The organism is Streptomyces cacaoi (assembly GCF_006539165.1).
Lineage (GTDB): Bacteria > Actinomycetota > Actinomycetes > Streptomycetales > Streptomycetaceae > Streptomyces > Streptomyces cacaoi.
The window spans coordinates 245,668-258,973 of sequence record NZ_BJMM01000004.1 but is presented as its reverse complement, the minus strand read 5'-3'; the positions used below and the strand labels follow the sequence as shown (position 1 = coordinate 258,973).

Below are 13,306 nucleotides of genomic sequence, written 5' to 3'. Positions count from 1 at the left end.
CCCGGGGACAACCCCCGGACCCCGGCTCCGACACCTCGGCTACAGGAGTGGCCGACACCTCAGCTACGGGAATAGTTCGGAGCCTCAGTGGTCATCTGACCCCACACCCCCGGGGGACAACCCCCGAACCCCCGGCCGACACCTCAGCTACGGGAATAGTTCGGAGCCTCAGTGGTCATCTGGATGTCGTGCGGGTGGCTTTCCTTGAGGCCGGCCGAGGTGATGCGGACGAAGCGGCCGCGGGCCTTCATCTCGGGGACGGTGCGCCCGCCGACGTAGAACATCGACTGCTTCAGCCCGCCCACCAGCTGATGGACCACGGCGGAGACCGGGCCGCGGTAGGCGACCTGGCCCTCGACGCCCTCGGGGATCAGCTTGTCGTCCCCGCTGACGCTCTCCTGGAAGTAGCGGTCCTTGGAGTAGGACTTGTTGCCGCCGCGGGTCTGCATCGCGCCGAGCGAGCCCATGCCCCGGTACGACTTGAACTGCTTGCCGTTGATGAACAGCAGCTCGCCCGGGGACTCCTCGCAGCCGGCCAGCAGGCTGCCGAGCATGACGGTGTCCGCACCGGCCACCAGTGCCTTGGCGATGTCGCCGCTGTACTGGAGGCCGCCGTCCCCGATGACCGGGACTCCGGCCTCCTGGGCGGCGAGCGACGCCTCGTAGATGGCGGTGACCTGCGGGACGCCGATACCCGCGACGACCCGTGTGGTGCAGATGGAGCCGGGGCCCACGCCGACCTTCACGCCGTCGACGCCGGAGTCGACGAGCGCCTTGGCGCCGTCCCGGGTGGCGATGTTGCCGCCGATGACGTCCACGCCCGCGTGGTTGGACTTGATCTTGGCGACCATGTCGCCGACGAGCCGCGAGTGGCCGTGCGCGGTGTCGACGACGACGAAGTCGACGCCGGACTCGATGAGCGCCTCGGCCCTGTCGTACGCGTCACCGGCGACGCCGACGGCCGCGCCGACCAGCAGTCGGCCCTCGGAGTCCTTCGCCGCGTTCGGGTACTGCTCGGCCTTCACGAAGTCCTTGACCGTGATCAGGCCCTTGATCACACCGGCGTCGTCCACCAGCGGAAGCTTTTCGATCTTGTGGCGGCGCAGCAGCTCCATCGCGTCGTCACGCGAGATGCCGACCCGGCCGGTGACCAGCGGCATCGGCGTCATGACCTCGCGGACCTCGCGGCTGCGGTCCAGCTCGAAGGCCATGTCGCGGTTGGTGACGATGCCCAGCAGCTTGCCGGCGCCGTCGGTGACCGGGACACCGCTGATGCGGAACTTGCCGCACAGCGCGTCCGCCTCCTCCAGGGTGGCGTCCGGGCGGATGGTGATCGGGTCGGCCACCATGCCGGACTCGGAGCGCTTGACCTGGTCGACCTGGTTGGCCTGGTCCTCTATCGACAGATTGCGGTGCAGGACGCCCACACCGCCCTGGCGCGCCATCGCGATGGCCATCCGGGCCTCGGTGACCTTGTCCATGGCGGCGGAGAGCAGCGGCACGTTCACCCGCACGTTGCGCGAGATGTACGACCCGGTGTCGATGTCCTGCGGGGCCATGTCCGATTCGCCCGGCAGCAGCAGGACATCGTCGTAGGTCAACCCCATGGTGGCGAATTTGGCGGGCACTCCGTCGACGTTCTCAGTCATGACACCTTTCCCGGATCTCCCCCGCTCGGCGGGTTACCGCTGCTTGTCCAGCCGCACGCTCCATGCTATCGGCCCCGCGAGGGTGGCCGGACGGCCTGTGGAAAACCTCCCGGCCACGGCCGGCTACTGCTCGGCCAGCGCACGCAGCCTGCTCAGCGCTCTGTGCTGCGCAACGCGGACGGCACCGGGCGACATTCCCAGCATCTGGCCGGTCTCCTCGGCGGTGAGCCCGACGGCGACCCGCAGCAGGACCAGCTCACGCTGGTGCTCCGGCAGGTTCGCCAGCAGCTTCTTGGCCCACTCGGCGTCGCTGCTGAGCAGCGCGCGCTCCTCGGGCCCCAGCGAGTCGTCGGGCCGCTCGGGCATCTCGTCCGAGGGGACGGCGGTGCTGCCGGGGCCGCGCATGGCGGCCCGCTGGAGATCGGCGACCTTGTGCTGGGCGATGGCCACGACGAACGCCTCGAAGGGCTTGCCGGTGTCCCGGTAGCGCGGCAGGGCGCACAGCACGGCGATGCAGACCTCCTGGGCGAGGTCGTCGACGAAGTGGCGCGCGTCACCGGGCAGTCGGGTCAGCCGGGTGCGGCAGTAGCGCACCGCCAGCGGGTGCACGTGCGCGAGGAGGTCGTGAGTGGCCTGCCGGTCCCCCTCGACGGCGCGCCGGACGAGCTCGCTGACCTCCGCGGCCACACCGGACGCCTCGCCCTGGCCGGAACCGGCCGCGGGCGGTGGCCCGTTCTCGTCGTCGCGCATCGGTCCATGGTGCACGGACCCCGCGCGGTCCGCCGCACCGCCCGTACGGATGTGGCCCGAAGCGTTATGGGCGGGCGTTCCCACCTTCATGTTGCGAGCCCTCCCCTCACGCCTGGCCGACCGTTCCCCGAGGAACTCCATGTTTCAAGGATGCGGCACGCGCCGGATTTCCGGCTCCCCCCGGGGTGCTGGGCCCTCCTCGTCGTCCCGCGCGCCCGCTCGCGGCGGTCGGGGAGGGCGGTCGAGTCGTGACGGATCCGGCGGCCGGGCCGGGCGCCGCCGGGGGACGTCGGGAGTCGTCGGCAGTCGTCAGGAGGCATCGGGGGACGTCGGGAAACGGCGGCGGACGGCGGCGGACGGCGAGAGATGCCGGGACGCGAGGGACGCCGGGGACGCCGGGAGAAGTGGGAGACGGAGATACGGGGCAGGCCGGGCGGGGCCCGGCGGGCAGAGGGACGGTCGGCGCCGGCTGCCGCGTGGCCCACCGCGGCCGCCGGCCGTCCGCCCGTCAGCGCACCAGCCCCCAGCGGAAGCCCAGCGCGACCGCGTGTGCGCGGTCCGAGGCGCCGAGCTTCTTGAACAGCCGGCGGGCATGGGTCTTGACCGTGTCCTCGGAGAGGAAGAGCTCACGGCCGATCTCGGCGTTGGAGCGCCCGTGGCTCATGCCTTCGAGCACCTGGATCTCCCGCGCGGTGAGCGTGGGCGCCGCGCCCATCTCGGCGGACCGGAGCCTGCGCGGGGCGAGCCGCCAGGTCGGGTCGGCCAGGGCCTGGGTGACGGTCGCGCGCAGCTCGGCGCGGGACGCGTCCTTGTGCAGATAGCCGCGTGCTCCGGCCGCGACGGCCAGTGCGACGCCGTCGAGGTCCTCGGCCACCGTGAGCATGATGATGCGCGCCCCGGGGTCGGCGGAGAGCAGCCGGCGGACGGTCTCCACCCCTCCCAGCCCCGGCATCCGCACATCCATCAGGATCAGGTCGGAACGGTCGGCGCCCCAGCGGCGGAGGACTTCCTCGCCGTTGGCCGCCGTCGTCACGCGCTCGACACCGGGCACGGTCGCAACCGCGCGGCGCAGCGCCTCTCGGGCAAGCGGGGAGTCGTCGCATACGAGGACGGATGTCATGGCCGCCCTCCGCTGCTGATGCGCATCACCTTGAGCCTCCAGGCTGCTCGTCGGATTCATCACCTGCGCGGTTGACCGGCTCGGACACCTGTGCCCCTGCGAATTGGCCGCCAACCGCTTTCGCTGTCTCAACGACGGTCACCCGAAAGAGTTACGGCTCCCCGGGGTCGTCGTCAGCACTCTACGTGAGCAAGCGAGCACAGATCAGCACCATCCCGAGCCATGGACGGCGAGGTGACCACCCCATTGGCATCCATCCCGAAGTGCCCTATTTGGATCCATTCCTTCCGTTTTGTGGGATCACTGGCTAGATTCCCAAAGAGTCATATTTACGCACGAGCGGCTCGTCAGAGCCCTTGAGATCACGGCGGACCCGCAGCGACCCGCAGAACCGCAGAACGAGGAGAGACGCGATGGCAGACTTCTCCCGCCTTCCTGGACCCAACGCCGACCTGTGGGACTGGCAACTGCTGGCCGCCTGCCGGGGCGTGGACAGCTCGCTCTTCTTCCACCCCGAGGGGGAGCGCGGAGCAGCGCGCAGCGCCCGGGAGACCTCGGCGAAGGAGGTGTGCATGCGCTGCCCCGTGCGCGCCGAGTGCGCCGCACACGCGCTCCAGGTGCGCGAGCCCTACGGCGTGTGGGGCGGGCTGACCGAGGACGAGCGGGAGGAGCTGCTCGGCCGCGCACGCAACCGGCTCGTCTCGGCGCCGGGCTCCGGCGAGGACTGACGGGCGACGGGCGACGGGCGACGCTGCGGACGTGCGACGGGCGACGCTCCTGGCGGGTGACGAGCGAAGGCCCGAGGCCCGGAAGGCCGTGCGGCCCGGGGCCCGGGAGTACGCGAAGCCCGTGCGGCCCGGGAGCCCGTGCAGCCCGGGGCCCGTGCGTCCGTGCCGGGTCAGCGCCGGGCGGCGGCCGCGAGCCGGTCCAGCATGGCGCCGACCGCCGGCACCTGGTCGAGGTCCGGGAGCGTGAGCGCCACCACCTCGCGCTGCACGGCCGGGGTGACCCGCACCGCGCGGGCGCCCTTGGTGCGGACCGACTCCACGGCCAGCTCGGGCAGCACGGCGACGCCCAGCCCCGCGCCGACGAGGCCGACGACCGCCGGGTAGTCGTCGGTGGCGAAGTCGATGCGCGGGGTGAAGCCCGCCTCCTCGCACACCTCGACCAGGTGCCGCCGGCAGCGCGGGCAGCCCGCGATCCAGGGCTCCTCGGCGAGGGTGCCGATCCCGACCTCCGTGGCGTCGGCGAAGGCGTGGCCCTCCGGGACGAGGCCGACCAGCCGGTCGGTGAGCAGCGGGCGCACCACCAGGTCGTCCCACTCGGGGGCCGCGTCGTAGCGGAAGGCCAGCGCGATCTCGCAGTCGCCGGCGCGCAGCATGTCGACCGAGCGCGGGGGTTCGGCCTCGACGAGGGAGACCCGGGTGCCGGGGTGGTCGGCGCGCATGGCCGCGACCGCGGTGGGCACCAGCGTGGAGCTGCCGCTGGGGAAGGAGACCAGCCGCACCCGTCCGGCGCGCAGCCCGGCCAGCGCCGCGACCTCCTCCTCGGCGGCGGTCAGCCCCGCGAGGATGCCCGCGGCGTGCCGCACCAGGGCCTCGCCCGCCTCGGTCAGCCGCATCTCCCGCCCGGCCCGGACCAGAACGGGGGTGCCGGCCGACTGCTCCAGCGCCTTCATCTGCTGGCTGACCGCGGGCTGGGTGCAGCCCAGTTCGCGTGCCGCTGCCGAGAACGAGCCGGTGGCGGCGACCGTGCGCAGGACGCGGAGATGACGGGGTTCGATCACCCTTCGAGCATAAGCGCGCCTTGGGCGACAACCGGAAAATTCGGGTCCGCCTTGGAGGGCATCGGCTCTAGCCTCGGAGGATGCGGCTGTTGACTGTGAACATCGGAAGGCCCGTCCCCTCGGAGCACACCGACGCGCCCGGCGGACGGACAGGCATCGACAAGCGGCCCGTCGAGGGGCCCGTCTCCGTCTTTCCGCCCGGGGCCCCCGGGGTGGGCGGCAGCGGGCTGCTCGGCGACGCGGTGTGCGATCTGCGCAACCACGGGGGCGAGCATCAGGCGGTCTACGCCTTCGCCCGCGAGCAGCTCGACCACTGGGAGGGCGAGCTGGGGCGCACGCTGGCCAGCGGCGTCTTCGGGGAGAACCTCACCACCAGCGGCGTCGACGTCGACGGCGCACTGATCGGCGAGCGGTGGCGGATCGGTGAGCCGGGGACAGGACCGCTGCTGGAGGTGTCCGCCGGACGGATCCCGTGCCGGACGTTCGCCGGGTGGCTGCGCGAGCAGGGCTGGGTCAAGCGGTTCATGGCGCACGCCATGCCCGGGGCCTATCTGCGGGTGATCGAGCCGGGCGAGGTGCGCGCGGGCGACGCCGTGCAGATCGCGCACCGGCCCGAGCACGAGGTGACGGTCTCCTTCGCGTTCCGCGCGCTCACCCGGGAGCCGGCCCTGCTGCCCCGCGTCCTCGCCGCGGGTGACGCGCTGCATCCGCTGACGCGGGACCGGGCGCTGCGGCGTACCGCATGAGCCCGGCGCGCGCCCGGCGCGGATGACCCGGGCGCGCGCCCGCTCCGCCCCGACTCCTCCGCGCACCCCGTCCGCCCGGCTCCGCCCCGCTCCGGCCCGTCCGCTCCGGCCCGTCCGCTCCGCCGGGGCCCGTCCGCCCGCCGTGCGGCTGCGGGCGGGGAGAGCCGGGGGTGGCCGGGAGGTGTCGCGGGCGGTGCGCAACGCCCGCGCGGTGCGGCCGCGTTGGGCTTCCGGTGTCCGGCGCCGCGGGTTCCGCCGCGCGACGGGGTCGTACGCGGAGCCGATAGCGTTCCGGCATGACGACAGCACTGATCACCGGAGCCACCGCCGGCATCGGCGCGGCCTTCGCACGCCGGCTGGCCGGCAGCGGCCACCATCTCGTCCTCGTGGCGCGCGACACCGAACGGCTGCGGGACGAGGCGACGACGCTGCACGACCGGTACGGCGTCGAAGTCGCCATCCTCACCGCCGACCTGTCGACGGAGGACGGCATCGCCGCCGTCGAGAAGCGGCTGCGGGACACCGGGGAGCCCGTCGAGCTGCTCGTCAACAACGCCGGTTTCGGCAACAAGGGGCGCTTTCTGGAGGTCCCGGTCGACGACGAACTGACCATGCTCAAGGTGCACTGCGAGGCGGTGCTGCGGCTGACGACCGCCGCGGCCGGGACCATGCGCGAGCGCGGGCGCGGCGGCGTCATCAACGTCGCCTCCGTCGCCGCCTTCTTCCCCCGGGGCACCTACGGCGCCTCCAAGGCATGGGTCACCCAGTTCACCCAGGGCGTCGCCCAGGATCTGGCCGGGTCCGGGGTGCGGCTGATGGCCCTGTGCCCCGGCTTCGTGCAGACGGAGTTCCACTCGCGGGCCGGGATGGACGCCGGGGACGTCCCCCGGTGGATGTGGCTGGAGGCCGGCCGGGTCGTGGACACGGCGCTGCGGGATCTCGCCCGGGGCAGGACGCTGTGCGTGCCCGACCCGCGGTACAAGGCGCTGCTCGGCGCCTCACGCCTGGTGCCGCGGGCGGTGCTGGCCCGTGCCTCGACCGGGACGGGCCGCAAGTACGGCCCCAAGTAGCCGCCGGACGGCCGCCGATGGGCCGGTTCCGTTCCGCGGCCGGGCTAAAAATCGTCCTTGCCCCGGGCCGCACCGTTTCGTTGTACAGCGCATGCTGGAAACAGATGAGCGATGCGACACCGACGCGAAGGGCCCGCACCGCACGCCCGTCGCCGCACACCTCACCGGGGTGCTGTTCGAAGACAGCCCGGACGACGTCCACACCCGGTGGCGGGAGGCGGTACGCGATCCGCTCTTCCGCCACCCCGAAGGGGCCCGTACCCGGGAGCGGTGGCAACTCGCCTACGACCGGCTGCGCCTGCTCAACCGCTCGGCCGCCGCACCGCGCGCCCTGGCCGACGATCCCCGCGCGCTCGCGGCGCTGCACGAGTGGACGGCGATCGTGGACGGGGCGACCTCCACCGTGGCCGGTATCCACTACAACCTCTTCCTCGGCAGCCTGCTCGACGACCGGGTCTCCCCCGCCCGCGACCTCGACCGCTTCCTCACCATGGAACGCATCGGCACGTTCCTGTGCACCGAGCGGGGCCACGGCAACGACGCCTCGGCGCTGGAGACCACCGCACGCCTCGACCCCGCCACCGGCGGCTTCACCCTGCACACCCCCGGCCGCCCGGCCCAGAAGTACATGCCCAACACCGGCCCCGCCGGCGGGGCGAAGAGCGCGCTGGTGGCCGCGCGGCTGCTCGTCGACGGCCGTGACGAAGGCGTCTTCCTGTTCCTGGCCGATCTGACCGACGAGCGGGGCCGCCCGCTGCCCGGCGTCACCGTCGAACCCCTGCCGCAGCGCGCCGGCAGCCCCGTCGACCACTGCGTCACCGGTTTCGACCACGTCGCGCTGGAGCGCTCCGCACTCGTCCAGGGCCCGCACGGCCGGCTGCTGCCCGACGGGTCCCTCGCCTCAGCGCTGGGCAGCCCCCGCCGACGCGTCCTGCACTCCATCGGCCGGGTCACCACCGGCAAGTTGTGCATGAGTGCCGCCACCCTCGGCGGTTCGCGAGCCGCGCTGGCCGTCGCCGTCCGCTACTCGCTCACCCGGCACGTCTCCGGCCCGGCCAAGGGCAGCCGTGTGCCCCTCGCCGCCCACCGCGGCCACTACGCCCGGCTGGTCGGTCACCTCGCCGACGCCTACGCCATGACCTTCCTGCACCGGTCGGTGACCGACCGGTGGGCACGCCGGACGCCCGGGGACGAGCGGGCGGCCGAACGCCACGTGGCCGTCGCCAAGGGCTGGATCACCTGGCGGGCGCGCGGCATCACCATCGAGTGCCGCGAACGCTGCGGCGCCCGCGGGCTCTTCCCCGTCAACGGGCTCGCCGAGTACCCGGCCAACGCCGACGGCGCCGTCACCGCCGAGGGCGACAACCTCGCGGTGTGGAGCAAGGCGGCGGCCGAGATGCTGTTCGACGGGCCCGACACGGGTCCCGCCCTGCCCGGCGGGCGGCCCGACGCCGACGATCCGCGCTTCTGGCGCTCGCTGCTCGCCGCCGCCGAGGGCTTCTGGCGCGAGCGGGCCCGGCAGGATCTGCGCAGGCCGGGGGCCGCGGACGCGCTCGGCCGGTGGAACAACGCCTGCGACGCGGCGCTGGAGCTGGTCTCGGCGCACGCCGAGGGGCTCGCGGCCGACGCGTTCACCACGGCGCTCGCGCGGGACGGCATCCCGGACGCCGCGCGGGCCGTGCTGGAGGATCTGCTGCGGCTGTTCCTGGTGCGGATGGTGCGGCCGCGGGCCGGACTGCTGCTGGCCGAGGGCTGGTTGACGGCCGAGCAGGTACTGGCCATGCCGGAGCGGGAGCGGGTGCTGGTGGGGCGGCTCGGGCAGTACCAGGACGCGCTGGTCGAGGCGTTCGCCGTACCGGACGAGCATCTGGACGCCCTGCCGATGCTCACGACGGACCACTGAGGGCGTCCCCCTGCTCCCCGGCCCGCCGCCCGCCGGTCGCGGGCACGGGGCCGGACACACGCGTCGGGCGCACCCCCGCGGCAGGGGTGCGCCCGAAAGCGGTGGGCCGAGCCGGGCTCAGTGGGCGTGGCCGTGGCCGTGGCCCGCGGCGGCGCCCTCATCCTCCTCGGCCGGCTTCTCGACGACCAGCGTCTCGGTCGTCAGCAGCAGCGAGGCGATGGAGGCGGCGTTCTCCAGCGCGGAACGGGTGACCTTGACCGGGTCGATGACGCCGGCCTTGATCAGGTCGCCGTACTCACCGGTGGCGGCGTTGAAGCCCTGAGGGGCCTCCAGCTCGGCCACCTTGGAGGTGATGACGTAGCCCTCCAGACCGGCGTTCTCGGCGATCCAGCGCAGCGGCTCGACGGCGGCACGGCGCACGGTGGCGACACCGGTGGCCTCGTCGTCCGTCTTGTCGAGGTTGCCCTCCAGCACCTTGACGGCGTGCACCAGCGCGGAGCCACCGCCGGAGACGATGCCCTCCTCGACGGCCGCACGGGTCGCGGAGATCGCGTCCTCCAGGCGGTGCTTCTTCTCCTTCAGCTCCACCTCGGTGGCGGCGCCGACGCGGATCACGCACACGCCGCCGGCCAGCTTCGCGAGGCGCTCCTGGAGCTTCTCGCGGTCCCAGTCGGAGTCGGTGGTCTCGATCTCGGCCTTGATCTGGGCGACGCGGCCCTGGACGTCCTCGGCCTTGCCGGCACCGTCGACGATGGTGGTGTCGTCCTTGGTGACGGTCACGCGGCGGGCGGTGCCCAGCACGTCGAGCCCGGCCTGGTCGAGCTTGAGGCCGACCTCCTCGGCGATGACGGTGGCGCCGGTCAGCGTCGCCATGTCGCCGAGCATCGCCTTGCGGCGGTCACCGAAGCCGGGGGCCTTCACGGCGACGGCGTTGAAGGTGCCGCGGATCTTGTTGACGACCAGCGTCGAGAGGGCCTCGCCCTCCACGTCCTCGGCGATGATCAGCAGCGGCTTGCTGGAGCCGGCCTGCATGATCTTCTCCAGCAGCGGCAGCAGGTCCTGGATGGAGCTGATCTTGCCCTGGTGGATCAGGATGTACGGGTCGTCGAGGACGGCCTCCATACGCTCCTGGTCGGTGGTGAAGTAGGGCGACAGGTAGCCCTTGTCGAAGGCCATGCCCTCGGTGAAGTCCAGCTCCAGGCCGAAGGTCTGGGACTCCTCGACGGTGATGACGCCGTCCTTGCCGACCTTGTCCATCGCCTCGGCGATCAGCTCACCGACCTGCTTGTCCTGCGCGGACAGCCCGGCGACGGAGGCGATGTCCTCCTTGGAGTCGATCGGACGGGCGGTGGAGATCAGCTCGTCGGAGACGGCCTTGACGGCGGCGTCGATGCCCTTCTTCAGGGCGGCCGGGGAGGCGCCGGCGGCGACGTTGCGCAGGCCCTCGCGGACCATCGCCTGGGCCAGCACGGTGGCAGTGGTGGTGCCGTCACCCGCGATGTCGTTGGTCTTGGTCGCCACCTCCTTCACCAGCTGGGCGCCGAGGTTCTCGTAGGCGTCCTCGACCTCGACCTCACGGGCGATCGTCACACCGTCGTTGGTGATGGTCGGGGCGCCGAACTTCTTGTCGATGACGACGTTGCGGCCCTTGGGGCCGATGGTCACCTTGACGGTGTCGGCGAGGTTGTTGACACCCCGTTCGAGGGCGCGGCGGGCGTCCTCGTCGAACTTCAGGATCTTCGCCATGGGAGCTGTCGTGTCCTCTCACACTTCTCGCACGCGCCGCGCCCTGGCCCCGGCTACCTCGATGGGGAAGCGGGCACCAGGGCGCGGTTCACTGTGCAGTCTGCTGCGGCTGGGCTGCGACTGGACCTGATTACTTCTCGACGATCGCGAGAACGTCGCGCGCCGAGAGGACGAGGTACTCCTCGCCGCTGTACTTCACCTCGGTGCCGCCGTACTTGCTGTACAGCACGATGTCGCCGACCTTGACGTCGAGCGGCAGGCGGTTGCCGTCCTCGAAGCGGCCCGGGCCGACGGCCAGGACGGTGCCCTCCTGGGGCTTCTCCTTGGCGGTGTCCGGAATGACCAGGCCGGAGGCCGTGGTCTCCTCAGCGTCGAGCGGCTGGACCACGATGCGGTCCTCGAGCGGCTTGATGGCAACCTTGGAGCTGGCGGTCGTCACGATCCGACCTCCCCCTTCGGAGATCTCAAATGGGGTCTTATGTCTGGGGTGGCGACCAGGTGGATCCGCCGTCGCGGGTGCCGGATCTGCCCGTCGCTAACTGCTGGCACTCCCGCTGGGAGAGTGCCAGGGTCGAGATTATGCCGGGGTTAGCACTCGGTCAAGCGGAGTGCTAGCCGTCCGGCGAGGCGCCCGCTCCCCACGGCTCCGGACGGGCCCGCACCTGCCCGGAGGGTCCCGCTCCGGCCCGCCGCCCGGGGCGCCCGGCAAGGCGGTGCCGGCGACCGCGACAATGGGGCGGTGGACGAGCTCGACACCTTCTCCGCACTCCTGACCGCCGAGGGCCAGGAGCTGCTCGCCTCGCTGCGCACACACGACCCCGCCGACGAACTCGCGCTCGCGACCCGGCTGCGCAGGGCGCACGACCCGGCGCTGGTCTCCGCCGCGCTCGCCCAGGCCCGGCTGCGGCAGCGCGCCCGGGCCAAGTTCGGCGCGGACGCCGAGCGCATGTACTTCACCCCCGACGGGGTCGAGCAGGCCACGCGCGCGCCCGTCGCCGCACACCGGGCCGCCCGCCTGCGCGCCGCCGGCGCGCGCCGCGTCGCCGATCTGTGCTGCGGCAACGGCGCGGACGCGCTCGCCTTCGCCCGCGCCGGCATGGACGTCCTCGCCGTCGACCGCTCCCCGCTCACCTGCGCCGTCGCACGGGCGAACGCCGAGGCCCTCGGGCTGGCCGACCGCGTCGAGGTGCGGTGCGCGGACGTCACCGAGGTACGCACCGACGGCTGCGACGCGCTCTTCCTCGACCCCGCGCGGCGCGGCGGCCGGGGGCGGATCTTCGACCCGGAGTCCTACTCGCCGCCGCTCAGCTGGGCCCTCCGGGCGGCCCGCGCCGCGCCGCTCGCCGCGCTCAAGGTCGCGCCCGGCATCCCGCACGAGGCGGTGCCCGAGGACACCGAGGCCGAGTGGGTCTCGGACGGCGGCGACGTGAAGGAGGCCGTGCTGTGGTCCGGCCTCCCGGACGGGGCCGGCGGCGTCCGGGCGACCCTGCTGCCCGGCGGGGCCTGTCTGCACTCGCACGACCGGTCGGCGGCGGCGGCCGGGCCCGTGGGGCGGTATCTGTACGAGCCGGACGGTGCCGTCGTCCGCGCACACCTCGTCGGACGGGTGGCCGAGGCGATCGGAGGGCGGCTCATCGACCCCACCATCGCGTATGTGACGGCCGATGCGCCCGTCGCCACCGAGTTCGCCACCGCGTACGAGCTCACCGACGTGCTGCCGTTCAACGTCAAGAAGCTGCGGGCGGTGCTCCGGGAGCGCGGGATCGGGATCGTCACCGTCAAGAAGCGCGGCTCGGCCGTCGAACCCGAGGAGCTGCGCCGGAAGTTGAAGCTCACGCCCCGGACCGACCGGGAGTCGTGCGTGGTCTTCCTGACGCGGGTCGACGGGGCGCCGAGCGTGCTGCTGGGGCAGCCGGCGGGGCTCGGCGGCTCCGGAACCGTCTGAGACGGGGGCCGGACACCCGCCGAAGACCCGTCGAGCACCCGGTGAGCGTGTCGAGCCCCGTCGAGCGCCCGGTGGGCTCCCGCCGCTCGCCCGCCGGGAGACGTCCGGCTCCCGCAGCAGAGGAGGGAACCGCGGACAGCCGCTTCGCCGTGCTGTGGGGAAGGACCGGCTCACGGGGGTGAACAGATGGAGCGGCTCAAGGTTCACGGCGTCGATCTCGCCCAGCTCATCTCGGACCTGGACGAGATGGAGCGCTATCTGAAGGCGAAGATCGACAGAATGGACGGCCTGCTCGACATCGTCGGACAGCGCTGGCGCGGCCCGACGGCGAGCGCCTACAAGGACCTTCAGCGCAGCGTCAACGAGGACGCCCGCACCGTGCGCGAGTCCCTGGTCCTCATCGAGGAGGCCGTCAAGGCGAGCAGGGACGGCTTCACCGCACAGGAACTGGACGTCCTCCAGGCCATGCGCAAGCTCCAGGACACCGCGGCGGGCCAGGACAGGCTGCTGGGCATGGCGGACGCCGCCCCCGAGCCGGGGCTGCCGAAGAGCAAGCTGTCCGAGCTGTGAACCGGGCGGCGGCGCGCACAC

The 13,306-nt window shown here is 72.9% G+C and carries 12 protein-coding genes; 6 read left to right on the top strand and 6 right to left on the bottom strand.

Translation table 11 applies throughout. The features are described 5' to 3' along the window. Window positions 1–143: 143 nt before the first annotated feature. From guaB to SCA03_RS06610, 3 genes are all read right to left on the bottom strand, one after another. On the bottom strand, window positions 144–1,649 hold the full coding sequence (guaB, locus tag SCA03_RS06620) for an IMP dehydrogenase (RefSeq protein ID WP_030874730.1): 1,506 nt from the start codon (window positions 1,647–1,649) through the stop codon (window positions 144–146). Window positions 1,650–1,772: 123 nt separating this feature from the next. After that, window positions 1,773–2,399 (bottom strand): sigma-70 family RNA polymerase sigma factor, encoded by a 627-nt coding sequence (locus SCA03_RS06615; protein WP_280526395.1) that lies wholly within the window; start codon window positions 2,397–2,399, stop codon window positions 1,773–1,775. A gap of 508 nt (window positions 2,400–2,907) precedes the next feature. Next, a complete protein-coding gene (locus SCA03_RS06610) occupies window positions 2,908–3,519 on the bottom strand; it encodes a response regulator transcription factor (RefSeq protein ID WP_003948568.1) in 612 nt (203 codons plus the stop codon). A gap of 413 nt (window positions 3,520–3,932) precedes the next feature. On the opposite strand from SCA03_RS06610, the gene SCA03_RS06605 reads away from it, so the two are divergent. Next, window positions 3,933–4,247, top strand: coding sequence for a WhiB family transcriptional regulator (locus SCA03_RS06605; RefSeq protein WP_030874734.1), 315 nt, complete (start codon window positions 3,933–3,935; stop codon window positions 4,245–4,247). A gap of 170 nt (window positions 4,248–4,417) precedes the next feature. Here the strand turns inward: SCA03_RS06605 and SCA03_RS06600 are convergent, their stop codons facing one another. Further along, complete coding sequence (locus tag SCA03_RS06600; RefSeq protein WP_030874736.1) at window positions 4,418–5,305, bottom strand: LysR family transcriptional regulator; 888 nt, start codon at window positions 5,303–5,305, stop codon at window positions 4,418–4,420. A gap of 80 nt (window positions 5,306–5,385) precedes the next feature. Between SCA03_RS06600 and SCA03_RS06595 the strand changes: the two genes are divergently transcribed. The 3 genes from SCA03_RS06595 (at window position 5,386) to SCA03_RS06585 (ending at window position 9,024) form a co-directional block, all read left to right on the top strand. Continuing rightward, on the top strand, window positions 5,386–6,051 hold the full coding sequence (locus tag SCA03_RS06595) for an MOSC domain-containing protein (RefSeq protein WP_086816813.1): 666 nt from the start codon (window positions 5,386–5,388) through the stop codon (window positions 6,049–6,051). 296 nt (window positions 6,052–6,347) lie between these two features. Beyond that, entirely contained in the window at window positions 6,348–7,121 is a 774-nt protein-coding gene (locus SCA03_RS06590; protein ID WP_030888900.1) for an SDR family NAD(P)-dependent oxidoreductase, read from the top strand. 91 nt (window positions 7,122–7,212) lie between these two features. Further along, a complete protein-coding gene (locus SCA03_RS06585; RefSeq protein WP_086817578.1) occupies window positions 7,213–9,024 on the top strand; it encodes an acyl-CoA dehydrogenase family protein in 1,812 nt (603 codons plus the stop codon). A 117-nt stretch (window positions 9,025–9,141) separates the two neighbouring features. Here the strand turns inward: SCA03_RS06585 and groL are convergent, their stop codons facing one another. Beyond that, complete coding sequence (gene groL, locus SCA03_RS06580) at window positions 9,142–10,770, bottom strand: chaperonin GroEL (RefSeq protein ID WP_030874744.1); 1,629 nt, start codon at window positions 10,768–10,770, stop codon at window positions 9,142–9,144. Window positions 10,771–10,900: 130 nt separating this feature from the next. Further along, a complete protein-coding gene (groES, locus tag SCA03_RS06575; RefSeq protein ID WP_016473371.1) occupies window positions 10,901–11,209 on the bottom strand; it encodes a co-chaperone GroES in 309 nt (102 codons plus the stop codon). A 300-nt stretch (window positions 11,210–11,509) separates the two neighbouring features. On the opposite strand from groES, the gene SCA03_RS06570 reads away from it, so the two are divergent. Both SCA03_RS06570 and SCA03_RS06565 read left to right on the top strand, forming a co-directional pair. Beyond that, window positions 11,510–12,715, top strand: coding sequence for a THUMP-like domain-containing protein (locus tag SCA03_RS06570; protein WP_086817576.1), 1,206 nt, complete (start codon window positions 11,510–11,512; stop codon window positions 12,713–12,715). A 186-nt stretch (window positions 12,716–12,901) separates the two neighbouring features. Next, complete coding sequence (locus tag SCA03_RS06565; protein WP_086817574.1) at window positions 12,902–13,285, top strand: WXG100 family type VII secretion target; 384 nt, start codon at window positions 12,902–12,904, stop codon at window positions 13,283–13,285. The last annotated feature ends 21 nt before the right edge of the window (window positions 13,286–13,306 follow it).